The sequence below is a fragment of the Lentzea sp. NPDC004782 genome (assembly GCF_040609115.1).
Lineage (GTDB): Bacteria > Actinomycetota > Actinomycetes > Mycobacteriales > Pseudonocardiaceae > Lentzea.
This window is the reverse complement of sequence record NZ_JBEXJN010000010.1, coordinates 12,233-37,393: the sequence shown is the minus strand read 5'-3', so window position 1 is coordinate 37,393 and position 25,161 is coordinate 12,233. Positions and strand designations below refer to the sequence as shown.

The window sequence follows — 25,161 nt, the reverse complement described above, 5'->3', positions numbered from 1 at the left end:
TCGGCGGTACACCGCGAGATCACACCGGCGGCCTTACAGTGCACCCGTGGCCGCGCGGATCAACGAGCGAGAGGGCGGCCTGCTGCTGTTCCGGGTGGCGGGCATCCCGGTGCTGCTCGCGCCGTCGTGGTGGATCGGGTCCGCGATCGTGGTGGCCTTCTACGCGCCGCTCGTCGACGACCTCGCACCCGGCACACCACCGGGCATCGGCCTGGTGCTGGCCGCGCTCTTCGCGGTGTTCCTGGGGCTGAGCGTGCTCGCGCACGAGCTGGGCCACTGCGTCGCGGCGCTGCGGCTCGGCCTGCCGGTCAGAAGGCTGCGCCTGTACCTGCTGGGCGGCCTGTCGGAGATCATGCGCACGCCCGGCAAACCCAGCCACGAAGGCGTCGTCGCGGGCGCGGGACCGATCGTGTCCGTGGCGCTCGCGGTGATCTTCGGCATCGGCGGGTTCGCGATGGAGCCCGGTGGCGTGCTGTGGCTTCTGGTCGTGCAGATCGCCGGCGCGAACCTCGTCGTCGCGATCTTCAACCTCCTGCCGGGGCTTCCGCTCGACGGCGGCCGGATCGTCAGAGCCGGTGTGTGGGCCGCCACCGGGCAACGCGCGACGGGCACGCGTGTCGCCGTGGTCGGTGGTTTCGCCGTGGCCATCGCACTGATGGTGTGGGCGCTCTACGGCGTCGCAGACGGCGCGGAGGACCGTTGGCTGCGCTTCGGCGTGTGCGCGCTCACGGCGTGGGTCGTCGTCGCCGGAGCGAGGAGCGAGCTGGCCAGCGAACGGCGCCGCACGTGGCCCGCCGGAGTCACCCTCGACGACCTCATCCGCCCGGTGCTGCAGCTGCCCGCGGAAAGCCCCGTGGCGGACGCGCTGAGCACCTCGGCCGGTCGCGGCGTCGTGCTGGTCAGGGCAGATGGCGTCGCCGCCGGGCTGCTCGACACCGAGGCCGCCCGCAAGCTCGCCGCCGCGAGCCCCTTCGCGCCCGCCGAACAGGCCGCGGAACCGATCCTGCCGGAGACCGTGCTGCTCGCCGACGAACCGGGCGAGGAGATCGTCGAACGCGTCCGCGGCACCGCCGCGTGGCAGTTCCTCGTCGTGGACCTGGAGGGCCGTCCGGCCGGGGTGCTGCGCAGGGAGGACCTGCGTGCGGCCATTGAGAAGGGCGTTTGACACCATTGCGCGGTGATTAGCGCAAGTGGACCGTTCCAGCCGGGTGACCGGGTTCAGCTGACCGACCCCAAGGGGCGGCACTACACGGTCGTTCTCGAGCCCGGCAAGGAGTACCACACCCACCGCGGCGCCATCCCGCACGACTCGCTCATCGGGCAGCCGGAGGGGTCGGTCGTGGCCTCCGTGGGCGGCACGAACTTCCTGGCGCTGCGCCCGCTGCTGCCGGACTACGTGCTCTCGATGCCGCGCGGCGCGCAGGTGATCTACCCGAAGGACGCCGCGCAGATCGTCATGTACGGCGACATCTTCCCCGGCGCGCGCGTTCTGGAGGCAGGGGCGGGCTCCGGTGCGTTGTCGTGCTCGCTGCTGCGTGCGGTGGGGGAGAAGGGCAGCGTCCAGTCCTACGAGGTCCGCGACGACCACGCGGTCCACGCGATCCGCAACGTGGAGACGTTCTTCGGCGAGCGCCCCGGCAACTGGTCGATCACCGTCGACGACGTGAAGAACCACGAGGGCGAGGTCGACCGGGTCATCCTCGACATGCTCTCGCCGTGGGAGGTCCTGCCCACGATCGCGAAGAACCTCATCCCCGGCGGCGTCCTGGTCGTGTACGTCGCCACCACCACGCAGCTGTCGACGGTCACGGAGGCGCTGCGGGAGATGACGTGCTGGACCGAGCCCCACGCGTGGGAGACGCTCGTCCGCCCGTGGCACGTCGTGGGCCTCGCCGTGCGTCCCGAGCACCGGATGATCGCGCACACGGCGTTCCTGCTGACCACGCGCAAGCTCGCGGACGGCGTCACCGCGCCGAAGCCGCAGCGCCGTCCCAGCAAGGGCTGAGACATGCGGAAGGGGGCCTCGCGCGAGGCCCCCTTCACCGCGGGTGCGGTCAGTTCGAGTCGATCTTCTCGATGCCGCAGACCTTCCAGTCGCTGCCCTCCTTGGACAGCTTGTAGATGATGCTGCCCGAGGTGGTCTGACCCGGCTTGGACGGGTCGGCGAGCCCGCTGATCTTCTGCGTGAACGTGCCGCTGCTGCCCGACGTCTTGACGTCCGTCACGGTGGCCTGCACGTTCGGGTTCGGTGCGGCGGACTGCTGCTTCAGCTTGGGGTACTCCGCGGAGCACACGAGGGCCTTGACGTCCTCCGGTTTGCTGCTGCCCGCGCGAACGCCCTTGACGACGATCTTGGTGAACTCCTCGGCGACGTCCTTCGCGTCCGAGTCACCGCCGCTCGACGAGCCCTTCGACGGCGTGGTCGGCTTGGTGCTGCCGTCGGTCGGCGGGGAGTTCGTGTCCGACGACGCCGTGCTGGTGTCGCTGGAGTCCTTGCCGGAGAGCAGGACGGCCGCGGTGATGCCGCCACCGACGAGCACCAGCACACCGATGATGACACCGATGATCATGCCGGTGCTGCTCTTCTTGGGCGGCGGGCCGCCGAAGCCGCCGTAACCGGGCTGCTGGCCGTAGCCCTGCTGCGGGAAACCCCCGCTCTGCGGGCCCTGCTGCCCGAACGGGTCCTGCTGCGGCGGGCCGTAGGGACCGGGCTGTTGCCCGTAACCGGGCTGGGGCGGCTGGCCGTAGCCGGGCTGGGGCGGCTGGCCGTATCCGGGCGGAGGCTGCTGGCCGTATCCCGGCTGCTGCGGCGGCTGCTGCCCGTACGGCCCACCGGGCTGCGGCTGCTGCCCGTACGGTCCGGGCTGCTGCGGCGGGTAGGTCATCGAAACTCCCCCGATGCGGATGAGGTGATCTTTTCGGTGGACATTGTGGTACTTCGTGGAGTAACTCGCGGCCGAATGGGAGCTATCGACACGCACGAGTGGTCATGCACACGATGTGCAGTTGCCAGGTGGGCGCGCGAACGCCGCGTCTGATAACGATTGCGGCAACTCCACCGGGAATCGAGCGCGATGCACTGCGCTGTCGGGGCGGTGCGCCGGTTGCGCCGGCAGAACCACCCGGTTGGCCGCACGCCCTCCGGTCGGACCGGAGTCCCGCTGGAGCGGGTCCTCCGACGAGCGCGGACGGGGTGTGTTGCGGTGCGTGACCACCGATCGGAGCAGTCAGTGGTCCACCTGGTGGGACGACGGCGGGTTGCCGCCCGTCTTCCGGTCGCGAGCCGCACCAGACGTGTTCGCGGTCGTCCGAGGGTGGTCGCGGAGCGTGGGGACCGGGCGTCCGCCCTGGTGCTCCCATGACCCTCTCCTCGGACTTCTCGCAGGTCGATCGGCGTGTCGCTGGACGAAACGCCGATCGCGGTTTCTGGGACGCACCGTAGCGGGTAGGCGGTTCCCCCGGACACCGAGATGGAGCAGTTGAGCTCTGTCGGAGGCAGGACCGTTGCGTCACACGAGCGAAGATGATGTTGTGAGTACCCCATTTTGTCGGTGATCGCCGGTACCGTAATCGGTACGAACACGGGAGGAGGGTGCCGACATGCAGCACGGTCATCCCGGCAGCCAGCCCGACGAGGGTGGCGAGCTGAACCAGGGCAACAATTCTGCTGAGCTGACAGCGCAGATCAGGTTCCTCGAGGACGAGATCGCCTCGTTGCGCCGCAAGCTGACCGAGTCCCCGCGCCATGTCCGGTTGCTCGAGCAGCGACTGGCCGAGGCGACGGAGCGGGTCAGCCAACTGACCGAGCGAAACACGAAGCTCATAGACACCCTCCGCGAAGCACGAAGCCAGCTGCTCGCGCTGCGTGAGGAGGTCGACCGGCTGGCGCAGCCCCCCAGCGGGTACGGCGTCTTCATGGCGCGTTTCGACGACGGGACGGTGGACGTCTTCACCTCCGGCCGCAGGATGCGGGTCGCCGTGTCCCCCGCGGTCGAGCCGGAGAAGCTGTCCTTCGGCCAGTCGGTCCGCCTCAACGAGGCGCTGACCGTCGTCGAGGCCGGCGGGTTCGAGCGGTCGGGTGAGGTCTGCGCACTGCGGGAGATCCTCTCCGAGGACGGAGAGGACCAGATCGCCCGCGCGCTGGTCGTCGGCCACGCGGACGAGGAGAGGGTGGTCTGGCTCGCCCAGCCGCTGCTCGACTCGCCGCTCAAGCCCGGCGACTCGCTGCTGGTCGACTCGAAGGCGGGCTTCGCCTACGAGCGGGTCCCCAAGGCCGAGGTCGAGGACCTCGTGCTCGAGGAGGTCCCGGACATCGACTACAGCGACATCGGCGGCCTGTCCCGGCAGATCGAGCAGATCCGCGACGCCGTGGAGCTGCCCTTCCTGCACGCGGACCTCTTCCGCGAGTACGAGCTGCGCCCGCCCAAGGGCGTGCTGCTCTACGGCCCTCCCGGCTGCGGCAAGACGCTCATCGCCAAGGCGGTGGCGAACTCCCTGGCCAAGAAGGTGCGGGAGATCCGCGGCGAGACCGACAAGCAGGCCAAGTCGTACTTCCTCAACATCAAGGGCCCCGAACTGCTCAACAAGTTCGTCGGCGAGACCGAGCGGCACATCCGCCTGATCTTCCAGCGAGCTCGTGAGAAGGCGTCCGAGGGCACCCCGGTGATCGTGTTCTTCGACGAGATGGACTCGATCTTCCGCACCCGCGGATCCGGTGTGTCGTCCGACGTCGAGACGACGATCGTGCCCCAGCTGCTCTCGGAGATCGACGGTGTCGAGGGCCTGGAGAACGTCATCGTCATCGGCGCCTCCAACCGCGAGGACATGATCGACCCGGCGATCCTCCGCCCCGGCCGCCTCGACGTGAAGATCAAGATCGAGCGACCGGACGCCGAGGGCGCGAAGGACATCTTCAACAAGTACCTGACGCCCAACCTCCCGCTGCACGCCGACGACCTCGCCGAGTTCGGCGGGGACCCGAAGGCCTGCATCGAGGGCATGGTGCAGCACACCGTGGAGCGCATGTACGAGGAGTCCGAGGAGAACCGCTTCCTGGAGGTCACCTACGCCAACGGTGACAAGGAGGTCCTGTACTTCCGGGACTTCAACTCCGGCGCGATGATCCAGAACATCGTCGACAGGGCCAAGAAGGCGGCGATCAAGTCGCTGCTCGACACCAAGCAGCCCGGCCTCTCGGTCCGGCACCTGCAGGCGGCCATCATCGACGAGTTCGCCGAGAACGAGGACCTGCCGAACACGACGAACCCCGACGACTGGGCACGCATCTCGGGCAAGAAGGGCGAGCGGATCGTCTACATCCGCACGCTCGTCACCGGGAAGAACCAGGAGGCGGGCCGCGCGATCGACACGGCCACGAACACCGGCACGTACCTGTAGCACCGCTCGATGAAGGGCGCCTTGCTCCACCTCAGGTGGATGAAGGCGCCCTTCATCCACGTCGGGCGCGTGCGGGGCTCGGGGCAGGCCTCCCGGACAGCGGTGACATCCCCGGAGAGCACCGCGAGCGGCTAGCCGACCAGCCCCGACTCGTACGCCGCGATGACCAGCTGGGCGCGGTCGCGGGCGTGCAGCTTCGCCAGCAGGTTCCCGATGTGCGTCTTCACCGTGCCGGTGCTCACGTGCAGCGCCGCCATGATCTCCGCGTTGGACAGCCCCCGCGCGATCAGCGCCAGCACCTCCTTCTCCCGTTCGGTCAGCACCTCCAGGCCCTTCACCGAGGGCGGTGAGGGTTGCCGCACGAACTCCGCGATCAGCCGTCGCGTGACCGACGGCGACAGCAGCGACTCCCCGGCCGCCACCACGCGGATCGCGGCCAGCAGCTGCGCCGGTGGCGTGTCCTTCAGCAGGAAACCCGAGGCACCGGCCCGCAGCGCGCCGAACACGTACTCGTCCAGGTCGAACGTCGTCAGCACCAGCACCCGCGGCCCGTTCAGGAGCCGGGTGGCCTCGATGCCGTCCATCTCCGGCATGCGGATGTCCATCAGCACCACGTCCGGCCGGAGCTCAGCCGCCAGCGCGACGGCCTCGGCGCCGGTACCGGCCTCGCCCACCGCGGTCAGGTCGGGCTCGTGGTCGACCAGCAGGCGGAAGCTGGCGCGCAGCAACGCCTGGTCGTCGGCGATCAGCACGCGCGTCATCGGACCGGCAGCTCCGCCACGACCCGGAAACCGCCGCCTTCACCGGGACCCGCGCTGAACGTGCCGCCGTACACGGCGACGCGTTCCCGCATGCCGATCAACCCGTGCCCCATCCCGAGCTCCTTCACCCCAGGACCGTCGTCGGTCACCTCGATGCGCACCGACTCCCCGGTCACTTCGACCACCGCGGTGCACGACGCGGGCGCCGCGTGCTTCACCACGTTCGTCAGAGCCTCCTGCACGATCCGGTACGCCGACAGCCCGATCCCTTCCGGCACCGCGGCGTCACCCCGCACGTCCAGCGACACCCGGACACCCGCCGGCGACGCGCGGTCCGCGAGCTGCGCCAGGCCCGCGAGACCGGGGGAGGGCACCAGGTCCGCGCCGGAGCGGAGGACGCCGAGCAGGCCGCGCATCTCGGTCAGGGCGGCACGGCTCGTCTCGGAGATCACCTCCAGCGCCTCGTAGGCGTGCTCGGGCGACCGCACGTGTGCGGCGTTGCCGGCCTGGACGGCGATGAGGGACAGGTTGTGCGCCACCACGTCGTGCAGCTCGCGGGCGATGCGCAGGCGTTCGCCGGCGAGCGCCTGTTCGGCCCGCTGTTCGCTTTCCCGCGTCAGGAACGACCGCCGCAGCCGGGTGGTGTGGCCGATGACCCAGACGGCGCCGAGGGCGGCCACGGTGGCCAGGACGTTCGGTGGTTCACCACCGCCGACGCCGGCGACCGCGACCACGGCGACGACGAGCCCGGCGAGTGACCACGTCCTGTTGCGGTCGACGGCCAGGGTGTAGAGCGTGAAACCGACCGCTGCGGCCGGAGCGCCGAGCGCCGGCACGGGCAGCACCTGGCCGATCACCACCGCCACCGTGGCGGCCGTGGTGATCGCGAAGGCCACCACCGGCCACGGACGGCGGACCGCGACGGGCAACGCGACGAGGGCGGCGGACGGCAGAACGAGCCACCACGGTTTGTCCCGGTGCTCGGTCATCGCGTAGGCCACGAGCACCGCGATCACCGCCGCGGCGGCCGCGTCGACCAGGTAGAGGTGCAGTCTCGCGATCACGGTCACGACCGTAACGAGCCGTGGACCCGGACGGCTCGGACCGCAGTCCGATTCTTCGTTTCGGACCCCGGGCCGATCCGCCCGGCCCCGGCGCGCCCGACGCTGTTGCCCATGATCGAGGTGCGGAACCTGACGAAGAGATACGGCGGCACGACGGCGGTCGACGACCTGTCGTTCACCGTCCGGCCAGGACTGGTGACGGGCTTCCTCGGCCCGAACGGCGCCGGCAAGTCCACGACGATGCGCGTGATCGTCGGCCTGGACCGGCCCACCGGCGGCGACGCGCTCGTCGCCGGACAGCGGTACGCGGACCTGGACCAGCCGCTGCGGCACGTCGGCGTCCTGCTCGACCCGTCCGCCGTGCACCACGGCCGCCGGGCGCTGGACCACCTGCGCTGGCTCGCGACCAGCAACGGGATCGGTCAGCAGCGGGCGGTGCAGCTGCTGGAGCAGGTCGGCCTGGGCGGCGTGCGGCACAAGCGGATCCGGGCGTTGTCGCTCGGCATGAAGCAACGGCTCGGCGTCGCGGCGGCCCTGCTCGGCGACCCGGAGGTGCTGATCTTCGACGAGCCGGTCAACGGCCTCGACCCCGAGGGCGTGCGGTGGATCCGCGACCTCATGCGCGGTCTCGCGGAGGAGGGGCGCACGGTCCTCGTCTCCAGCCATCTGATGAGCGAGATGGCGCTGACCGCGGACCACGTCGTGATCGTCGCAAGAGGACGGTTGGTCGAGGAGACGTCCATCGAAGCCCTGACGCGCAACGGATCCCTTGAGGACGCCTACCTCGACCTCACCAGCGGGAGGGGACTGTGAGGAACGCGCTCGCCGCGGAGTGGCTGAAGCTCCGGACCGTCCGGGCGCCGTACGGGCTGCTGCTGGCGATCGGCCTGACGATCGCGTTCGGCGCGACGATCTCCTGGCTGATGGTCCAGGACTACGACACGTCGCCGGCCGCGGAACAGGCCAGGTTCGCCTCCGCCGACGCCAGTGTGGTGGTCACGCCGGTCGTGCAGTTCTGCGTCGCCGCCCTTGGCGCGCTCGTCGCGACGTCCGACCCGGGGCTCACCGCACTGACCACCGTGCCGAACCGGAAACGCTTGCTGGCGGCCAAAAGCACGCTCGTCGCCACCACAGCCGTGGTGGTCGGTGCCGCCGCGCTCGCGCTGAGCCTCGGCACCAGCAGGCTGATCGCGGGGGACCGGCCGCCGCCGATCGCCCCGCAGGACTGGCCGGACGCGCTGCCGTGGGCCGGGGCGGCGGTGCTGTCGATCCTGGTGACCGGTCTGGTCGGCCTCGGCTTGGGGCTCGCGGTGAGGTCTACGGCGGTGACGATCGTCGTCGTGGGCGTCCTGCTGTGGGGCCTGCCCGCGGTCACCCCGATGCTGCCGGAACCGTGGAGCACCGACGTCTCGGCGGTGATGGTGCCGTACCTCGTGTGGCAGGTCGCGGGGACGATCACCGATCCACCGCTGGGTCCGGTGGCCGCCGCGGGATGCCTGATCCTTCACGTGCTGGTGACGCTGGGGGCCGGAGCGGTCACTCTGCTGCGACGGGACGCTTGACGACGTTTACGGTTGTCGGCATGGCACAGCTCGCTCTCGGTCTCGCCTCGCTCGGTCGTCCCGCCTACATCAACCTGGGGCGGGAGGACGCGCTGCCGGCCGTGCGCGACGTCGAGTCCATGCGCGCGCAGTGTCATCGCGTTCTCGACACGGCCTACGAGCTGGGCATCCGCTGGGTCGACGCGGCCAGGTCGTACGGGCTGTCGGAGGACTTCCTGTCGTCGTGGCTGCCCGGCCACGACGACGTGACGGTCTCCAGCAAGTGGGGCTACGCCTACACGGCGGACTGGCGGCCCGACGCCGAGGTGCACGAGGTCAAGGAGCACTCGCTCGCCCGGTTCACCCAGCAGTGGCGGGAAACCAGCGCGCTGCTCCCGCGAGTCGATCTCTACCAGGTGCACTCGCTGACCGCCGACAGCCCGTTGTTCGGCGACCGGGCGTTGCAGGAGGCGATGGTCGCGATCGGCGTGCCGCTGGGCTTCTCGACGTCCGGCCCGCGGCAGGCCGACGCGATCCGCAAGGCGCTCGACCTCGGCGTCTTCCGATCCGTCCAGTCCACTTGGAACGTTCTGGAGACCTCGGCGGGCGAGGCCCTGCGCGAGGCGCACGACGCCGGGTTGCGGGTGATCATCAAGGAGGGCGTCGCGAACGGGCGGCTCGTCGTGCAGCCGCCGCAAGCGGTTGCGGCACAGGCGGAAGCGCTGGGCGTCGGGCCGGACGCCGTCGCGCTGGCGGCGATCGCCCGGCAGCCGTGGGCAGACGTCGTGCTCTCGGGCGCGGCGAGCCCGGAGCAGCTGCGGTCCAATGTGGACGCACTGCGGATCGAGGTGGACCTGCCGGACCTGGCCGAGCCCGCCGAGCGGTACTGGCGGACGCGCGCCGGGCTCGGCTGGACCTAGTTCGTCCGGTTTCTGACAGATGTCACGGCCAGGTCGTGCGAAACATCGCTACCCGCGAAAACGCCGCGCGATCAGCATTGTCGGCATGACGAATCGAACTGTGACCGACCCCGACGCCCGCGAGAAGCTGCACATCGCCAAGACGCTGCTGGGCGGCTACGCGGCCGTGGCCGTCCTGACGCTGCTGGCGATCGTGGTGTTCAGCGGCAACCCCGGCCTCGTCACCGACGCGGTGTGGGTCCGCGGCTCGATCCTCGCGGTCGCGTCGCTGGTCACCTTCGCGCTCGGGGTCTCCATGGCGAACGGCTCGCGCGGCAACTACCGGCGGGTGAAGGTCGTCGCGCTGGCCCAGGTGGTGGCGATCGTGGTGATCGAGTCGATCCCCGGCTCCTTCCCGGTCTGGTTCAAGATCGCGAACGGCGTGTGCGGGGCGCTGCTGGTCATCGTCGTCCTGCTGACCTTCGCCCGCAGCGTGCGCGCCACCTTCGCGGCCTAATACGGTTCTCGCCGTGGACGAACTGCGCGGCGTGGACGAGCGGCGCCGGCTGCTGCTCTCCCTCGGCATGCTCTGCTACCCGTTCCTGGCGGCCGCGGGCGTCAACCAGTACGCGCACGGCGCCGGCCTCGTCGCCGGCTACCTGCTGCTGGTGGCCGTCTCCGCCTGCTACCTGGCGCTCGTGATCGTCTCGATGCGGTCGGCGTGGCGGGCCTACTGGTGGCTCGTGGCGGCGATGACGGTGCTGGCCGTGCTGCTCGCGCCGCTGGCCCACGAGGGCGTGCTGATCCTCCTCGCGGTGATCGTGCCGTCGGCGGCGGCGCGGGTCGGCGTCCGGACGGCGGTGGCCCTCGTGGTGCTGGGTGCCGCGACGTGCGTGGTCGTGCCGATGGTGGTGCCCGGCTGGAACACCGGTGGCAGCTGGTACTTCGCGGTGGCCGTGGTGTTCACCGCGCTGCTGGTGCTCGCGTTCAGCCGCACCGCCACCGCCAACCAGCAGCTGCGCGAGGCCAGGGCGGAGGTGGCGCGCCTCGCGTCGGAGGCCGAGCGCAACCGGATCGCCCGCGACCTGCACGACCTGCTCGGCCACTCGCTCACCGCGATCACCGTGAAGAGCGCGCTGGCCAGAAGGCTGGACCCGGACGCGGCGCGGGCCGAGATGGAGTCGGTGGAGCAGCTGGCCCGGCAGGCGCTGTCCGACGTGCGGGCCGCGGTGTCCGGGTACCAGGACGTCACGCTCGCCGGTGAGCTCGCCAAGGGCCGGGAGCTGCTGCGGGCGGCGGGGGTCGCGGCCGACCTGCCGACCGCCTGCGACGTGGTGCCACCGCGGCGGCAGGAGCTGTTCGGCTGGGTCGTCCGGGAAGGGGTGACGAACGTGGTGCGGCACGCGCGGGCCGGTCGGTGCACGGTGGAGCTCACCGCGTCCTCTGTGGAGGTGCGCGACGACGGGGTGGGCGGCCCGGCCGGTGAGGGGTCCGGTTTGGACGGTCTGCGGGCCAGGGTGGCCGCGGCCGGTGGCGTGCTCACCGCCGGTCCGGCGCGGACCGGCGGGTGGTCGTTGCGGGTGGAGGCGGCATGACGACCAGGCTGCTGCTCGCCGACGACCAGGAGCTGATCCGGCACGCGCTCGGCGTGCTGCTCGACCTCGAACCGGACTTCGAGGTGGTGGCCTCGGTCGGCCGCGGCGACGAGGTCACGGCAGCGGCCCTGGAGCACCGCCCGGACGTCGCGTTGCTGGACATCGACATGCCCGGTCTGGACGGGCTCGCGGCCGCCGCCGTGCTCACCGCGCAGGTGCCGGACTGCCGCGTGGTCATCCTGACCACCTTCGGCCGCACCGGCTACCTGCGCCGGGCCATGGAGGCGGGCGCCGTCGGGTTCGTCGTGAAGGACGCACCGGCCGACGCGCTGGCCGACGCCGTCCGGCGGGTGATGGCGGGCGAGCGCGTGGTCGACCCGGCACTGGCCGCGGCCACGCTCGCGGCGGGCGAGTCCCCGTTGACCGCGCGTGAACGCGACGTGCTCATCGCGGCCCGCTCCAGCGCCACCGTGGCCGAGATCGCCGCCCGGCTGTACCTGGCCGAGGGCACCGTGCGGAACTACCTGTCCGGTGCCACCACCAAGACCGGTACCCGCAACCGGACGGAGGCCCTGCGGGTGGCCGACGAACGCGGGTGGCTCTGAGCGCCGGGCGGCCACGTGGATGATGGGCGCCTTCATCCACGCCAGGTGGAGGAAGGCGCCCTTCATCCACCTCACCCGACGGTGCGGCGCAACCACTCCCGGGTGATCGCACGGCCGTCCGGCACCAGCGCCCAGCCTGGATCGCCGATCCTTTCGCGCAGCTCCCCGAGATCCATCCACCCGCCCCAGGCGACCTCCTCCGGCTGATGCGTGAACGGGCCGTCGGTACGCGTCTCGTAGACCCACGCGTGATACCGGGTCCGCTCGTCGACGTAGGTCGTCTGGAACAGGAACGTGAGCGGCGACTCGACGCCGAGCTCTTCGCGGAGTTCGCGCGCGGCGGCCTCGTCCGGTGTCTCGCCCGCGTCGATCACGCCGCCCGCGGTGCAGTCGTACAGGCCGGGGAAGACGTCCTTGGTGTCGGTGCGGCGGTGCACGTAGATCCGTGCGCCGTCCAGCGACAACACGACGATGGTCGCGCAGCCGTGCCACAGGTTCTCCGCGCGCATGCGTTCCCGCGGGACCGTGCCGGTCACGTTCGCGTCCTCGTCGTAGAGATTGATCATCCCCGTGTCCTCCTGTGGTCGTACGCGAGCTTGCTACCGCAGTCCGACGCCCGCTGATCGGCCTCCTTCCTACCTTCGGGACCGTCGGACGTCACCGAGGAGGATTCGTGTCCACTTCCCTGCGGCTCGGCGTCGCCGAGTTCCGCGCCCGGCCGGGCCGCGCGCTGCTGCCCGGCGTCGCGCTCGTGGTCGGCGTGGCCTGCCTGCTGGCCGCCCTGGTGCTGAGCGACGCGCTCACCCGGTCGGTCGACGAGGGCGCGCCGCTCACACCGTCCACAGTGGGCCACGTGGTGGACGTCAAACGGCAGCCGTACGACGAGAACGCCGTCGAGGCGAACCGCCCGAAGCTCGACGACGCGCTGCTCGCCCGGCTCTCCGCGGTCGGCCGGGCCGTGCCGGTGCAGATGGCGCAGGCCGACCTGCTCGACGCGAACGGCCGGGCCGGCGAGCACCGGGCCGAGGTGCACGTCCAGCAGCCGGACCTGGCGCGCTGGCCGTTGGCGGAGGGCAGGCAGCCCGCCGCCGACAACGAGGTCGCCGTCGACAAGATCACCGCGTACGAGCGCGGCCTCAAACCGGGCGACCAGGTGAAGCTCGCCTCCGCCGACGGCAGGCCGTTCGAGGTCACCGTCAGCGGGGTCATGAAGAAGGGCGGGCTCGACTCGCGGCCGGTCCTGGTCGCCGGTCCCGACCTCGCCCGCAAGCTCGACGCGACGCCGGACACCAGGGAGATCTGGGTGATCGGCGGGACGCGGGAGGCCGTCGCCGCCGCGGCGGGCGCGTCGTACGCCGTGTGGGACCCCGCGCCGGACGCGGACAAGATCGGCAACGACCTGACGTTCATCCTGCTGCCGTTCAGCGTCCTCGCGCTGGCCACGGCGGTGTTCGTCGCGGCGGCCACGTTCCGCGCGGTCTACGCGCAACGTCAGCGGCAGACGGCGTTGCTGCGGTGCATCGGCGCCCAGCGCGGGCCGTTGGTGCGCAGGAGCCTGGTCGAGGCGCTCATCACGGGTGCGCTGGCCGGCGTCGGCGGTGCGCTGCTCGGCGGGCCGATGGCGTGGCTGCTGGCCAGGACGTTCGACGTCACCGGCATCTCCGCGCTGTTCGGCGCGGTGCAGCTCAGCCCGGACCTGCTGCCGTCGCTGGGATACGTGATCCTCGGAGTCGTCGTCGCCGCGCTGTTGAGCGTGATGGCCGCTGTCCGGCCCGCGATCAACGCCGCGCGCGTGTCTCCGCTGGCCGCGTTGCGCGACGCGGAGAACGAGGTGCCGCCGCGGTCGATCCGCCGGGTGCGGCTGGTGTTCGGCGTGCTGTTCACCGGTGGCGCGGTCTTGCTGGCCCTGGTCGCCATCGCCGCCAAGCGCACCATCGGCGCTCCTCTCGCCGTGACGTTCTCCGCGATCGCCGCGGTCACCGGCCTGTTCTGGATCCTCGGCCCGGTCACCGTGCCGTTCATCGCGCGGCTCTTCGGCAAGCTCGGCGGTACGGGTTGGACACAGTGGAAGCTCGCCGCCGCGGAGGTGCGCAGGATGCCGCAGCGGTCGGCGTCGGTGGCGCTGCCGTTGCTGCTGGCCAGCTCGATGGTGACGTTCTTCCTGGTCGTGCTGGGCAGCGCGCAGGAGATGACCTACACCTACGCCAACGAGAAGCGCCCGGACGCCACCGTGGTGGACGCGGGGGAGCGGCCGCTGCCGGCGATCCCGGCACAGTCCGACGTGGCCGCGAGCGTGGTGCTGCACCACGCCGAGAACGGTTCCGGTGTCGATCCCGAGCAGTTCAAGGCCTGGCTGAAGGCGGAGAACGTGCCCGGCGCCGAGAAGTTCGCGCCCGGCACCGCGATCGTGCCGGAGCACTGGGCGGACAAGCCGTTCGTCGAGAACGACGGCAAGCGGTACGAGGTCGTGGGCACGGTGCCCGGCACCCTCACCGGCTACACGCCGATCATCGGCGGGCTGACCTCCGGTGCGCCGGAGAAGCTGCTCGTGGCGTTGCAACCGGGAGCGGATCCGGCGCGGTTCCGGGCGAACCTGCAGGCAGCGCTGCCGAACAACCCGACGGTGATCGTGCAGACGGCCGCCGACGAACGCGCGGAAGCCGACCGGTACATGCACCTCGGCACGGTGCTGATGATGGTGCTGCTCGGGCTGTCCGTGGCGGTCGCGGTGACCGGCATCGGCACGGCGCTGACGATCTCGGTGCAGGAACGCCGCAAGGAGCTCGCCCTCCGGCGCGCCTTGGGCGTGACTCGGGGCGGACTGCAAGGTGGAGTCATCGCCGAAGCGGTCATGTTGGCCCTCGTCGGGGTCGTCGGCGGCGGGGTGCTCGGGTTCGGTTACGCCGAAATCGCGATTCTCGCGACCGGCCTCGACCTGTCACTGCCCGGCGCGGGAGTGGTGTTGCCGCTGGTCATCGGCGCGGTGGCGGTGGTCGCGCTGGCCGTGGTCGCGGCGTTCGGGCCTTCGCGCGGCGCGTCCCGCATTCGCCCGGCGGCAGGACTGGCGTCCGGGTGAATAGGGTGAGGGGGAGCTTCACGGCGAAGCTCCCCTCACGCTCGTTGTCGGGGTCAGGTCATAAGGTGTTGCGCATGCGGCGGATCATGGGAACCGAGGTCGAGTACGGCATCGCGGTGCCGGGCGACGCGACCGCGAACCCGGTGCTCACTTCGACACAGGTGGTGCTCGCGTACGCGGCGGCGGCGGACATACCGCGCGCCCGGCGGGCCAGGTGGGACTACGAGGTGGAGTCACCGCTGCGCGACGCGCGCGGCTTCGACCTGGGCTCACCCGGCGGGCATCCCGCCGACTCCGACGTCGAGGACCTCGGCGCGGCCAACGTCATCCTCACCAACGGCGCGCGGCTCTACGTCGACCACGCGCACCCCGAGTACTCGGCTCCCGAGGTCACCAACGCGCGTGACGCGGTGATCTGGGACAAGGCGGGGGAGCGGGTGATGGAGGAGGCCGCGCTCAAGGCCGCCACCGTGCCCGGTCAGCCCCGGTTGCAGCTGTACAAGAACAACGTCGACGGCAAGGGCGCGTCGTACGGCACGCACGAGAACTACCTGATGCAGCGGTCGACGCCGTTCACCGCGGTCATCGCAGGCCTGACGCCGTTCTTCGTGTCGCGCCAGGTCGTGACCGGGTCCGGCCGGGTCGGCATCGGCCCGTCGGGCGAGGAGGCGGGCTACCAGCTCTCGCAGCGCGCCGACTACATCGAGGTCGAGGTCGGCCTGGAGACGACGCTGAAGCGCGGCATCATCAACACGCGCGACGAGCCGCACGCGGACGCGGACAAGTACCGCCGCCTGCACGTCATCATCGGCGACGCGAACCTCGCCGAGTACTCCACGTACCTCAAGGTCGGCACCACCTCGCTGGTGCTCGACATGATCGAGTCCGGGCTGCGGTTCGACGACCTGCGCCTGGTCGACCCGGTCCGCGCGGTGCACCAGATCAGCCACGACCCGACGTTGAAGACGAAGGTCGAGCTGACCGGCGGTCGCAAGTTCACCGGCCTGGACGTGCAGTTCGCCTACCACGAGCGCGCCGCCGCCTTCGTCGAGAAGGAGGGCATCGGCGACCGCGACGTCCTGCGCGTGTGGGGCGAGGTGCTCGACGCGCTCGCCCGCGACCCGGCGGAGTGCGCCGACCGGCTCGACTGGGTGGCCAAGCTGCGGCTGCTGGAGGGCTACCGCCAGCGCGACGGCCTCGCCTGGGGCTCCGCGCGGCTCAACCTGGTCGACCTGCAGTACTCCGACGTCCGCCTGGACAAGGGCCTCTACAACCGCCTGGTCGCGCGCGGCTCGATGAAGCGCCTGGTCAGCGAGGAGGAGGTGCGCGCGGCCATCACCACGCCGCCCGAGGACACGCGTGCGTACTTCCGCGGCCGGTGCCTGGAGCGCTACCCGACCTCCGTCGCCGCCGCATCGTGGGACTCGGTGATCTTCGATCTCGGTCGGGAATCACTCGTGCGGATCCCGACCCTGGAACCGCTTCGAGGCACAAAAGCGCACGTCGGAGCGCTGTTGGAGGCCTCTGACACCGCCGAGCAGCTGGTGGACGCACTGACTCGCGGGTGATCGTCTACCCGAGTGGCTCAGGATTTTTGTCGGTGCCGCTGGGTAGTGTTCTTGTCAGGCGAGTGAGCGGGAGGCCGAGATGTCCCAGGAACAGAAGCAGCGCCAGGGCGGTGGCGACGGCGACGAAGGCGCCGAGGGCGCTGCCGGAGCCGGTCAGGAACGCCGCGAGAAGCTCGGCGAGGACGTGGACGCGATCCTCGACGAGATCGACGACGTGCTCGAGGAGAACGCGGAGGACTTCGTCCGCGCATACGTGCAAAAGGGTGGTCAGTAGGCCTTCGGGGGCCTGTTGACCATTTCGGGGACGGGAGAACAACCAACACATGGACAACAGCTCGACCGGGCGTTACCCGGCCGCGGCGCTGCCTCCGGCGTACCTGACGCCGGGCTCGTCGTCGTTCACGGACTTCCTGCGGGCCCAGGCACCCGACATGCTGCCCAGCGCCCGGAAGCTCCCGGAGGGGACCGTCCAGGCCCCGCACGGGACGACGATCGTCGCGGCCACCTACAAGGGTGGGGTCGTGATCGCCGGCGACCGGCGCGCGACGATGGGCAACGTCATCGCCCAGCGCGACATGAAGAAGGTCTTCGTGACCGACGACCACTCGGCCGTCGGCATCGCGGGCACCGCCGGCATCGCGATCGAGATCGTGCGGCTGTACGCGGTCGAGCTGCGGCACTACGAGAAGATCGAGGGTGTGTCGCTGTCGCTCGACGGCAAGGCGAACCGGCTCTCGGCCATGATCAGGGGCAACCTCGACGCGGCCATGGCGGGCCTCGCCGTGGTGCCCCTGTTCGCCGGCTACGACACCTCGGCCGCTGATCCGGACCGCGCGGGCCGCATCGTGTCCTACGACGTCACCGGCGGCCGTTATGAGGAGTCGCAGGGCTACCAGGCCGTCGGCTCGGGCTCGCTGTTCGCCAAGTCGGCGCTGAAGAAGCTCTACGACCCGGACGCGGACGTCGACGCCGCGATCCGCTCGGTCGTCGAGGCGCTGTACGACGCGGCGGACGACGACTCGGCCACCGGCGGACCCGACCCGGTCCGCCGCCTGTACCCGGTCGTGGTCACGATCAACGGTGCCGACGGCGCCGTGGAGGTACCGGATTCCCAGGTCGCGACGGTCGCCGACGCGGTCGTCGAAGGCCGCCGGTCCCGCCCCGCAGGCTGAGTCCCGATCCCTTTCCGACGTCAGGAGCACCACCCATGACGATGCCGCTGTACGCATCGGCAGAGCAGGTGATGCGCGACCGCTCCGAGTACGCCCGCAAGGGCATCGCCAGGGGTCGCAGCGTCATCGTGCTGAAGTACGCCGACGGCATTCTGTTCGTCGCGGAGAACCCGTCCAGCACGCTGCACAAGGTCTCGGAGATCTACGACCGCATCGGCTTCGCCGCCGTCGGCCGGTACAGCGAGTTCGAGAACCTCCGCCAGGCCGGCATCCGGTTCGCCGACGTGCGCGGGTACCAGAACGACCCGCGTGACGTGACGTCCCGGTCTCTCGCGAACGTCTACGCGACCACGCTGGGCACCTACTTCACCGAGCAGATCAAGCCGTTCGAGGTGGAGATCTGCGTCGCGGAGGTCGGCGACTCGTCCGATCTGGACACGTTGTACCGGCTGACGTACGACGGGTCCATCGTGGACGAGCCGCAGTACATCGTGATGGGTGGCACCGTGGACGCCGCCAACTCCGCGCTGAAGGACGCTTTCGCCGACGGTTTGTCGCTGGCCGAGGCGGTTCCGGTGGCGGTCAAGGCGTTGTCCGCCGGCTCACCGTCCACCGGCAACGGCGGGCCGGAGATCCTGCCCGCCAACAAGCTGGAGGTCGCGGTGCTGGAGCGGGCCCGGCCCCGGCGCGCGTTCCGGCGGATCGCCGGTGCGGCTCTGGACGCGTTGATGCCCGCGCCCACCAAGGGCGGGAAGGCCGTCGAGGACGTTCAGCTGCCCGGCTCGGAGGGCGAGTCGAAGTAGCTGGGCTCGCGTCGTCGCAAGGCCCCCGGCTGGTTGCCGGGGGCCTTTTCCACGTGTGATCAGGCGTACCGGGTGAGCAGTTCCGCCAGTTCTGCCGGCTTGCTCAGCTGGGCGCAGTGGCCCGCGGGCAGCTCGATCGGCTCGATGCCGAGGCGGTCGGCGACCACCTCGCGCATGAACGCCGGGGTGAAGAAGCGGTCCTCCGTGCACAGGACGAAGTGCGTCGGCACCTCCGGCATCGCGTCCAGAGGCCACGGCTTCGCCATGGCGGCCTCGGACATGCCGCGCTCCCGTTTCCGCGACTCCTCCGCCAGATGCGCCGGGACGTCGTGCCAGAACGGGTCTTCCAGCCCGGAGTCCTCGTAGCCGGTGGCGGCCCACCAGTCCGCCGGTGCTTCGCCGGGCTTCGGGAGCATGGCGGTCACGAAGACGAGCGCCGAGGCGTTGATCCGTGCGGCGACCAGCGGGGCGACGAGGCCGCCGAAGGAGTGGCCGACGACCACGACGTCCGACGTGGACGGGAGGGCGTCCACCACCGCGGAGGTCCAGTCCGTCAGGTCCTTCGCGTCGTCCTCCGTGGGCAGGTCGGGGGCGACGACGGTGTGGCCCCGGGCTTGCAGGGCCGCTGCCACCAGGTGCCACGACCAGCCGACGTCGCCCGCCCCGTGCACGATCGCGAAGGTTGTCATGCCGCCAGGCTATTGGCGGCGCGTGAGGCTGGTTTCGCAGTGGTCGAGCCAGCGCAGCCCGGCCTCCGCGTGGAAGATCATCGCGTCCAGCACGAGCAGCCGCGGCAGCTCGCCCGGCCGGGTCCTGAGGCGCGTGTACTCCTGCAACGCGCGCATCGTGGCCGTGCGCTGGGTCGTCGCGCCGCACCGGCGAGGCGAACCACTTCTGGTAACGGTGACTGACAAAACGTGCGTGCGGGCGCGCCTGAGTTCGGGAACCCTGGACAGTGCCGGAGACGTTCGGCCGAAGGTGGACTGGGGGACGACGTGGTCGACGCCGCACGGGGTCGAACTGGGGGACTGAACCTGCTGGGGGCGCCGGGCCGCTCGCGCGCCGAGCCGCGGCCGCCCGCGGACATCAGGGACTACGAACCGGAGCACGAGCAGTCGTGGCTGCGCTGCCGGGTGCTGGGGTTTCTCGCGACGAGCTGCCACGACGACGTCTGGCAGGCCAAGCGCCGCGCCGACCTTGAGCTCGTCGCGCTCGACGGTGACGTCGTGGTGGGGGCGCTGGACGTGTCGGTGCCCGGTGCCGAGGCGACGGTCGAGACGGTGGTCGTGCACCCCGACCACCAGCGCCGGGGCATCGCGACGGCCCTGCTGGCGGAAGCGCTGCGGCGGCTGGAACGGTGCGGCGTCACGACCGTGGACGCCTGGACCCGTGACGACAGGCCCGCGCTGGCCTGGTTCGCGCGCAACGGGTTCACGGAGTCGTCGCGGTATCTGCAGGTGTACGCGAACGCCGACGAGGCCGCGACCGCGGTGATCGCGAAGCACGGGCTGGTGGCGGCCGGTGCGTTCCTGCACGCGCGGATCGAGCGGGAAACCGAGATGCGCCAACGGTTCGAGCGCGTGTACGTGTGCCGGAGAATGGTCCGCGCGCTCTAGTGGATGCCGGTGAGCCGCGGGTTCGTGGCGGTGCGACCGGCCAGCAGCATCACGAGCGCCTCGATCGGGCCGCTGATCTCGGTGCCCTCGCCCGCCGACCAGTCCGCGTCGGTGGCGACGAGCCGGTGCCCGGCCAGCCGGCGGCGCGCGTGGAACGGGAAACCCATCTGCCACAGGTGGTCCGCGGCGACGACAGCGGCCTCGACGGGCATGTGGCGGTCGATGCCGAGCGGTAGCGCGATGTCCTGCGTGTGCACCATGACGTCCATCAGGCAGTCCTTGAGCTTCTGGCCAGGTGCGAGCTTGCGCGAACCGACGATGCCACGCAGCTGCGCGACGAGCTCGTCGCACGGTCTGAGGGCGGCGCGGCGCGCGGTCTGGTCGACCATGCGGTTGAAGCTGCCGCGCGCCCTGGCGAACTCGCGGATGGCGCTGCCGATCGTGGTGTGCGGCGCGAGCGACAGGTGGGCGGCGACCTCGCGCACGGTCCAGCCGTCACACAGCGACGGGGAGGCCCACTCGGCGTCGCTCAGCCCGGCGAGCAGGTCCGCCGTCGCGGCGCGTTCGGCGTCGATCGTCTGCCAGATCCGGGTCTCGTCCATTGGTCGCTCTCCTTGATTTAGTTCGAGAGGCTGACTACTTTAATCAGGGTCTCTGACCAAAACAAGGGAGTTGCGTGAACATCGGGCTGTTGCTGTACATCCCGTACCGGGACCTGGAGAACCGCATCATGGCGGCGGTGACCGCGGCCGGCTACGACGTGACCCTCGCCCAGGCGCGCGTCCTGCAGCGGATCGGCCCGGACGGCACGCGCCTGACGGAACTCGCCGAAGCGGCCCAGGTGACCAAGCAGACCGCCGGGTTCCTGGTCGACCAGCTGGAGAAGGCGGGCCTCGTCGAACGCGTGCCGGACCCGACGGACGGACGCGCCCGGCTGGTCCGGATCACCGAGAAGGCTCAGGGCGCCATGCCGGTCGCGGCGCGGGAGATGGCCAGGATCGAGGCCGAGTGGGAACAGCACCTCGGCAAGCGCCGCATGGGTCAGCTGCGCGAGGCGCTGGAGAAGCTGTGCGAGATCACCGACCCGTACCGGTGACCGTCGTGTCATCCCCTTCGGCACGGTTGCGCGTCCGGGGATGACACGCGTCAGCGGTCAGGAAGCCAGCAGCTCCGACACCCGTGACCGCACCTCGGGGGAGTCCAGCCCGCGCACCATCACGGTGGTGCGGCGCCGCAGCACGTCGTCCACCTCCGACGCCCACTCGGTGCGGCGGGCGTGTTCGACCTGCGCCCAGATGTCCGGGCCGTCCGGGTGGACGCGCTCCAGCAGGGCCGGGTTCTCCAGGCCGAGCGCCACGACCTCGTGCGACGTGGTGCCGTAGTGGGTGGCGAGGTGGCGGACCACGTCGTCGGGCAGCGCGTCCCAGGCGTGGCCGAGCACGGCGCCGACGGTGTCGGGGGAGGCCGAGCCGGGCAGGGCGACGCCGTCCAGAGGCGCGCCGGAGGTGCGGCCGAGCTCGGCGTTCACGCGGGCCAGGACGGTGGCGCCGATCTTGCGGAACGTCGTCCACTTGCCGCCGGCCACGCTGATCATGCCGCCGGAGCCCGCGGTGATCACGGTCTCGCGCTTGGCGTGCGAGGTGTCGCCGGGGCCGCCGGGCAGCACCCGCAGGCCCGCGAACGTGTAGGCGATGTTCGCCTTGTCCAGGCCCGTCACGGCGACGCCCGCCTCGCCGAGGATCTGGTCGACGTCGGCGTCGGTGCACGCGACGGCCGCCGGGTCGCCCTCGTAGGCCTCGTCGGTGGTGCCGAGCAGCAGGTGCCCCTCCCACGGGATCGCGAACGACACGCGCACGTCGTCGACCGGGATCGTCAGCGCCGCCTTCCACTCCGACGACGTCCGCATCACCAGGTGCGAGCCCTTCGACAGCCGGATCGACGGGTCGGCGGACGGGTTTTCCATGCGCCGCACCACGTCCAGCCACGGGCCGGTCGCGTTGACGACCACGGACGCGTCGACGCCGAACTCGCCCAGCGAGTCGCGCAGCTCCACGCCCGTGACCTTCGAACCGGTCTTGCGCAGGCCCACGACCGAGATGTGGTTGAGCAGCACGGCACCGGCCTCGGCGGCGGCGCGCGCGGCGGTGATCGCCACGCGGCTGTCGTTCATCTGGTGGTCGTAGTACATCGCGGCACCGCGCAGACCGTCGGCGCGCAGGTCAGGCACCCACTCAGCAGCCCTGCGCGCCGACAGCACCTTCCCCATGCCGTCGCCGAAGCCCGACAGCGCGGAGTACAGCGTCACGCCCGCCCCCAGCACGAACCGGCTGTGCGGGCCTCCCTTGTAGACGGGGACGAGGAACGGCAGCGGGCGCACCAGGTGCGGCGCGAGGCGGTCGCCCAGCGCGCGGCGTTCCTTGTGGTTCTCGTGCACCATCGGCACGGCCGACGGGCCCATGGCGAGGTAGCGCAGGCCGCCGTGCACGAGCTTCGACGACGCGGACGAGGTCGCGCCCGCGAAGTCACCGCTCTCCACCAGCGCGACCCGCAGACCCGAGCGTGCCGCGGCCCACGTGGTCGCGATGCCCAGGATGCCGCCGCCGATCACGACCACGTCGAACTTGCCGTGCTGGAGCTCCTCGCGAGCCCGAGCCCTCTGGTTAAGGTCAGTCATCGTCCTCGTCCATCCACCCGACGGTCCGCTCGACCGCCTTCTTCCACTTCCGGTAGCCGCGGTCCCGCGCCGCCGGTTCCATCGACGGCTCCCATTCGGCCGCCTTGTGCCAGTTGGCTTTCAGCTCGTCGGTGCCGTTCCAGTAGCCCACCGCGAGCCCGGCCGCGTACGCCGCGCCGAGGCACGTCGTCTCGGCCACGATCGGGCGCACCACCGGCACGTCCAGCACGTCCGAGAGAAACTGCATGAGCAGGTTGTTGGCGGTCATGCCGCCGTCGACCCGCAACGTCGTGAGGTCCACGCCCGAGTCGGCGTTCATCGCGTCCACGACTTCGCGGGTCTGCCACGCCGATGCCTCCAGCACGGCCCGTGCGAGGTGCCCGCGCGAGATGTAGCCCGTCAGGCCCGCGATGACGCCACGCGCGTCCGAACGCCAGTGCGGCGCGAACAGTCCGGAGAACGCGGGCACGAAGTACGCGCCGCCGTTGTCGTCCACGGTCCGTGCGAGCGTCTCGATCTCCGCCGCCGACGAGATCAGCCCGACCTTGTCGCGGAACCACTGCACCAGCGCGCCCGTCACCGCGATCGCACCTTCCAGCGCGTACGCGGCGGGCTCGTCGCCGATCTTGTACCCGACGGTGGTCAGCAGCCCGTTGGCCGACCGCACCGGCTGGTCACCGGTGTTGACCAGCAGAAACGCGCCGGTGCCGTAGGTGCACTTGCCCTCGCCGGGCGCGAAGCACGTCTGCCCGAACAGCGCCGCCTGCTGGTCGCCGAGCGCCGACGCGACCGGGACGCCCTCATAGGTGCCGTAGACCTCGGAAGACGACCGGATCTCGGGCAGCATCGCCGGTGGCACGTCCATCGCGGACACCAGCTCCGGATCCCAGTCCAGGGTCTCCAGGTTCATCAGCATGGTGCGCGACGCGTTGGTCACGTCGGTGACGTGGCGGCCGGTCAGGTTCCAGATCAGCCACGTGTCCATGGTGCCGAACAGGACCTCGCCGCGTTCGGCCCTCGCGCGCAGCCCGTCGACGTTGTCGAGCAGCCACCGCAGCTTCGGGCCGGAGAAGTAGGTCGCCGGCGGCAGGCCGGAGCGCTCGCGGAACCGGTCGTGGTCGCCCAGCTGCTTGATCAACGCGTCCGTGCGCGTGTCCTGCCAGACGATCGCGTTGTGCGCGGGCTCGCCGGTCGCGCGGTCCCAGACCACCGTCGTCTCGCGCTGGTTCGTGATGCCGAACGCCGCGATGTCGGCGAACGAGAGAGATGCGTGGGCCAGCGCGTCACGGACGACGGACTGCACGTTCGCCCAGATCTCCGACGCGTCGTGCTCCACCCAGCCCGGCTTCGGGAAGATCTGCCGGTGCTCGCGCTGAGCGACCGACACGATCGAGCCTGACTGGTCGAACACGATGCACCGGGACGACGTCGTGCCCTGGTCGATCGCCGCGATGTAACCCACGTGCACACTCCTCTGTGTGACCGTTCGACATTGTCGAACGCTTGTCACATTACTACCAGGAGAGCCCGCCCAGCTCGCGGGAGACACTGCGAGCTGCCTCACGTACGTAGGACACGAGTTCGAGCCGCGGCGGCTGATCGGGTGACTCGCACAGCCGCTCGACCGGTCCCGAGATGCCGACCGCGCCCACGACCGCGCCGCGCCCGTCGCGGATCGGGGCGGCGATCGACGCCTCGCCCTCGACCAGTTCGTGCAGGTCGTAAGCCCAGTCGCGGACCAGGGCCTCGTCCAGTGCCGCGCGCAGACCGGCTTCGTCGAGCGTGTGACGGGTGAACCGGCGCAGCTCGCCGTCCGGCCACTCGCCGAACGCCACCAGCACCTTGCCGAGCGCGGTCGCGTGCCACGGCAGCAGGGCGCCGGTGTCGAGCGCCTGCCGGCTGTTGTCGGGCCGGAACACGTGATGCACGACCAGCACGTGCTTGCCGTGCATCACGCCGATGCGCACCGCCTCGCGCGCACGCATCGCCAACGTGTCCGACCAGTTCAACGCTTTGGCGCGCAGCTCGTTGCCGTCCAGGTAGCTGGTGCCGATCTGGAACAGCGCGGCACCCAGCCGGTACTTGCCGCCCTCGACGGGCTGCTCGACGAACCCGACCTCCTGCAGCGTCCGCAGAATCCCGTGCACGGTCGGTTTCGCCAGGTCCAGGGCACGGGCGATCTCGCCGACGCTCAGCTGGTGCGCGCCGCCGTGCGCGAGCAGCTTCAAGACCTCCGCCGCGCGCTGAATGGACTGAATGGGACCGGGCACGCACCCCACTCTAGCTGCGCCCGTTCGACAATGTCGAACACCGAAGGTAACGCGGGGGCCCCGCGTTTCCCAGGAGGAAACGCGGGGCCCCCGCGGTCTAGATCAAGGGCGGTAGAAGCC

At 70.9% G+C, this 25,161-nt stretch carries 25 protein-coding genes and 1 pseudogene; 16 read left to right on the top strand and 10 right to left on the bottom strand.

Annotated elements, in window-relative coordinates; genetic code table 11:
• The first annotated feature begins 46 nt into the window (after nt 1-46).
• On the top strand, nt 47-1,165 hold the full coding sequence (locus tag ABZV40_RS11880; RefSeq protein ID WP_355438843.1) for a site-2 protease family protein: 1,119 nt from the start codon (nt 47-49) through the stop codon (nt 1,163-1,165).
• Nucleotides 1,166-1,180: 15 nt separating this feature from the next.
• Complete coding sequence (locus ABZV40_RS11875; protein ID WP_201780169.1) at nt 1,181-2,005, top strand: tRNA (adenine-N1)-methyltransferase; 825 nt, start codon at nt 1,181-1,183, stop codon at nt 2,003-2,005.
• Between the two features lie 49 nt (nt 2,006-2,054).
• Here the strand turns inward: ABZV40_RS11875 and ABZV40_RS11870 are convergent, their stop codons facing one another.
• Nucleotides 2,055-2,885 carry a hypothetical protein gene (locus tag ABZV40_RS11870; RefSeq protein ID WP_355438841.1) on the bottom strand — a complete coding sequence of 277 codons (831 nt, stop codon included), beginning with the start codon at nt 2,883-2,885 and terminating at the stop codon, nt 2,055-2,057.
• Nucleotides 2,886-3,600: 715 nt separating this feature from the next.
• Here ABZV40_RS11870 and arc point away from each other — a divergent pair.
• Nucleotides 3,601-5,397 carry a proteasome ATPase gene (arc, locus tag ABZV40_RS11865; protein WP_355438839.1) on the top strand — a complete coding sequence of 599 codons (1,797 nt, stop codon included), beginning with the start codon at nt 3,601-3,603 and terminating at the stop codon, nt 5,395-5,397.
• A 131-nt stretch (nt 5,398-5,528) separates the two neighbouring features.
• Here arc and ABZV40_RS11860 read toward each other — a convergent pair whose 3' ends face one another.
• Nucleotides 5,529-6,158, bottom strand: a complete 630-nt coding sequence (locus tag ABZV40_RS11860; RefSeq protein ID WP_355438837.1) for a response regulator transcription factor — start codon at nt 6,156-6,158, stop codon at nt 5,529-5,531.
• Nucleotides 6,155-7,222, bottom strand: a complete 1,068-nt coding sequence (locus ABZV40_RS11855) for a sensor histidine kinase (RefSeq protein WP_355438835.1) — start codon at nt 7,220-7,222, stop codon at nt 6,155-6,157. Before ABZV40_RS11855 ends, ABZV40_RS11860 begins: the two co-directional genes overlap by 4 nt.
• Nucleotides 7,223-7,333: 111 nt before the next feature.
• On the opposite strand from ABZV40_RS11855, the pseudogene ABZV40_RS11850 reads away from it, so the two are divergent.
• The 6 genes and pseudogenes from ABZV40_RS11850 to ABZV40_RS11825 form a co-directional block, all read left to right on the top strand.
• Nucleotides 7,334-7,966: pseudogene (locus ABZV40_RS11850) on the top strand (ATP-binding cassette domain-containing protein); the annotation flags it as partial.
• A gap of 65 nt (nt 7,967-8,031) precedes the next feature.
• A complete protein-coding gene (locus ABZV40_RS11845; protein ID WP_355438833.1) occupies nt 8,032-8,784 on the top strand; it encodes an ABC transporter permease in 753 nt (250 codons plus the stop codon).
• Between the two features lie 20 nt (nt 8,785-8,804).
• Entirely contained in the window at nt 8,805-9,683 is an 879-nt protein-coding gene (locus ABZV40_RS11840; RefSeq protein WP_355438831.1) for an aldo/keto reductase, read from the top strand.
• 85 nt (nt 9,684-9,768) lie between these two features.
• The gene (locus ABZV40_RS11835) at nt 9,769-10,179 is read left to right on the top strand and encodes a hypothetical protein (RefSeq protein WP_355438829.1); all 411 of its coding nucleotides are present in this window, start codon (nt 9,769-9,771) and stop codon (nt 10,177-10,179) included.
• A gap of 13 nt (nt 10,180-10,192) precedes the next feature.
• Complete coding sequence (locus tag ABZV40_RS11830) at nt 10,193-11,257, top strand: sensor histidine kinase (RefSeq protein ID WP_355438827.1); 1,065 nt, start codon at nt 10,193-10,195, stop codon at nt 11,255-11,257.
• Nucleotides 11,254-11,862 carry a response regulator transcription factor gene (locus tag ABZV40_RS11825; RefSeq protein WP_355438825.1) on the top strand — a complete coding sequence of 203 codons (609 nt, stop codon included), beginning with the start codon at nt 11,254-11,256 and terminating at the stop codon, nt 11,860-11,862. The genes ABZV40_RS11830 and ABZV40_RS11825 overlap by 4 nt, the downstream gene beginning before the upstream one ends.
• A gap of 71 nt (nt 11,863-11,933) precedes the next feature.
• Here the strand turns inward: ABZV40_RS11825 and ABZV40_RS11820 are convergent, their stop codons facing one another.
• On the bottom strand, nt 11,934-12,428 hold the full coding sequence (locus ABZV40_RS11820) for an NUDIX domain-containing protein (protein WP_355438823.1): 495 nt from the start codon (nt 12,426-12,428) through the stop codon (nt 11,934-11,936).
• Nucleotides 12,429-12,535: 107 nt separating this feature from the next.
• Between ABZV40_RS11820 and ABZV40_RS11815 the strand changes: the two genes are divergently transcribed.
• The 5 genes from ABZV40_RS11815 (at nt 12,536) to prcA (ending at nt 18,481) form a co-directional block, all read left to right on the top strand.
• Entirely contained in the window at nt 12,536-14,938 is a 2,403-nt protein-coding gene (locus tag ABZV40_RS11815; protein WP_355438821.1) for an FtsX-like permease family protein, read from the top strand.
• A gap of 74 nt (nt 14,939-15,012) precedes the next feature.
• Entirely contained in the window at nt 15,013-16,506 is a 1,494-nt protein-coding gene (dop, locus tag ABZV40_RS11810; protein WP_355438819.1) for a depupylase/deamidase Dop, read from the top strand.
• Nucleotides 16,507-16,585: 79 nt separating this feature from the next.
• Nucleotides 16,586-16,780: a ubiquitin-like protein Pup gene (locus ABZV40_RS11805; protein ID WP_045318211.1), complete on the top strand. Its 195-nt coding sequence runs from the start codon at nt 16,586-16,588 to the stop codon at nt 16,778-16,780.
• A gap of 49 nt (nt 16,781-16,829) precedes the next feature.
• A complete protein-coding gene (gene prcB / locus ABZV40_RS11800; RefSeq protein ID WP_355438817.1) occupies nt 16,830-17,678 on the top strand; it encodes a proteasome subunit beta in 849 nt (282 codons plus the stop codon).
• Nucleotides 17,679-17,713: 35 nt separating this feature from the next.
• Nucleotides 17,714-18,481 (top strand): proteasome subunit alpha, encoded by a 768-nt coding sequence (gene prcA / locus ABZV40_RS11795; RefSeq protein ID WP_355438815.1) that lies wholly within the window; start codon nt 17,714-17,716, stop codon nt 18,479-18,481.
• A 59-nt stretch (nt 18,482-18,540) separates the two neighbouring features.
• Here the strand turns inward: prcA and ABZV40_RS11790 are convergent, their stop codons facing one another.
• Nucleotides 18,541-19,170, bottom strand: coding sequence for an alpha/beta hydrolase (locus ABZV40_RS11790; protein ID WP_355438814.1), 630 nt, complete (start codon nt 19,168-19,170; stop codon nt 18,541-18,543).
• A 9-nt stretch (nt 19,171-19,179) separates the two neighbouring features.
• Nucleotides 19,180-19,317, bottom strand: coding sequence for a hypothetical protein (locus ABZV40_RS11785; protein WP_355438812.1), 138 nt, complete (start codon nt 19,315-19,317; stop codon nt 19,180-19,182).
• Between the two features lie 159 nt (nt 19,318-19,476).
• Between ABZV40_RS11785 and ABZV40_RS11780 the strand changes: the two genes are divergently transcribed.
• On the top strand, nt 19,477-20,097 hold the full coding sequence (locus ABZV40_RS11780) for a GNAT family N-acetyltransferase (protein ID WP_355438810.1): 621 nt from the start codon (nt 19,477-19,479) through the stop codon (nt 20,095-20,097).
• Here the strand turns inward: ABZV40_RS11780 and ABZV40_RS11775 are convergent.
• A complete protein-coding gene (locus ABZV40_RS11775) occupies nt 20,094-20,699 on the bottom strand; it encodes a maleylpyruvate isomerase family mycothiol-dependent enzyme (RefSeq protein WP_355438808.1) in 606 nt (201 codons plus the stop codon). The two genes, ABZV40_RS11780 and ABZV40_RS11775, sit on opposite strands and share 4 nt — an antisense overlap.
• A gap of 74 nt (nt 20,700-20,773) precedes the next feature.
• Between ABZV40_RS11775 and ABZV40_RS11770 the strand changes: the two genes are divergently transcribed.
• The gene (locus ABZV40_RS11770) at nt 20,774-21,193 is read left to right on the top strand and encodes a MarR family transcriptional regulator (protein WP_355438806.1); all 420 of its coding nucleotides are present in this window, start codon (nt 20,774-20,776) and stop codon (nt 21,191-21,193) included.
• 57 nt (nt 21,194-21,250) lie between these two features.
• Here the strand turns inward: ABZV40_RS11770 and ABZV40_RS11765 are convergent, their stop codons facing one another.
• Genes ABZV40_RS11765 through ABZV40_RS11755 form a run of 3 tightly spaced genes read right to left on the bottom strand, consistent with a single transcriptional unit; the run spans nt 21,251 to nt 25,041 of the window.
• Complete coding sequence (locus ABZV40_RS11765) at nt 21,251-22,771, bottom strand: glycerol-3-phosphate dehydrogenase/oxidase (protein WP_355438804.1); 1,521 nt, start codon at nt 22,769-22,771, stop codon at nt 21,251-21,253.
• Nucleotides 22,764-24,233, bottom strand: coding sequence for a glycerol kinase GlpK (glpK, locus tag ABZV40_RS11760; protein WP_355438802.1), 1,470 nt, complete (start codon nt 24,231-24,233; stop codon nt 22,764-22,766). The genes ABZV40_RS11765 and glpK overlap by 8 nt, the downstream gene beginning before the upstream one ends.
• A gap of 52 nt (nt 24,234-24,285) precedes the next feature.
• A complete protein-coding gene (locus ABZV40_RS11755; protein WP_355438800.1) occupies nt 24,286-25,041 on the bottom strand; it encodes an IclR family transcriptional regulator in 756 nt (251 codons plus the stop codon).
• Between the last annotated feature and the right edge of the window lie 120 nt (nt 25,042-25,161).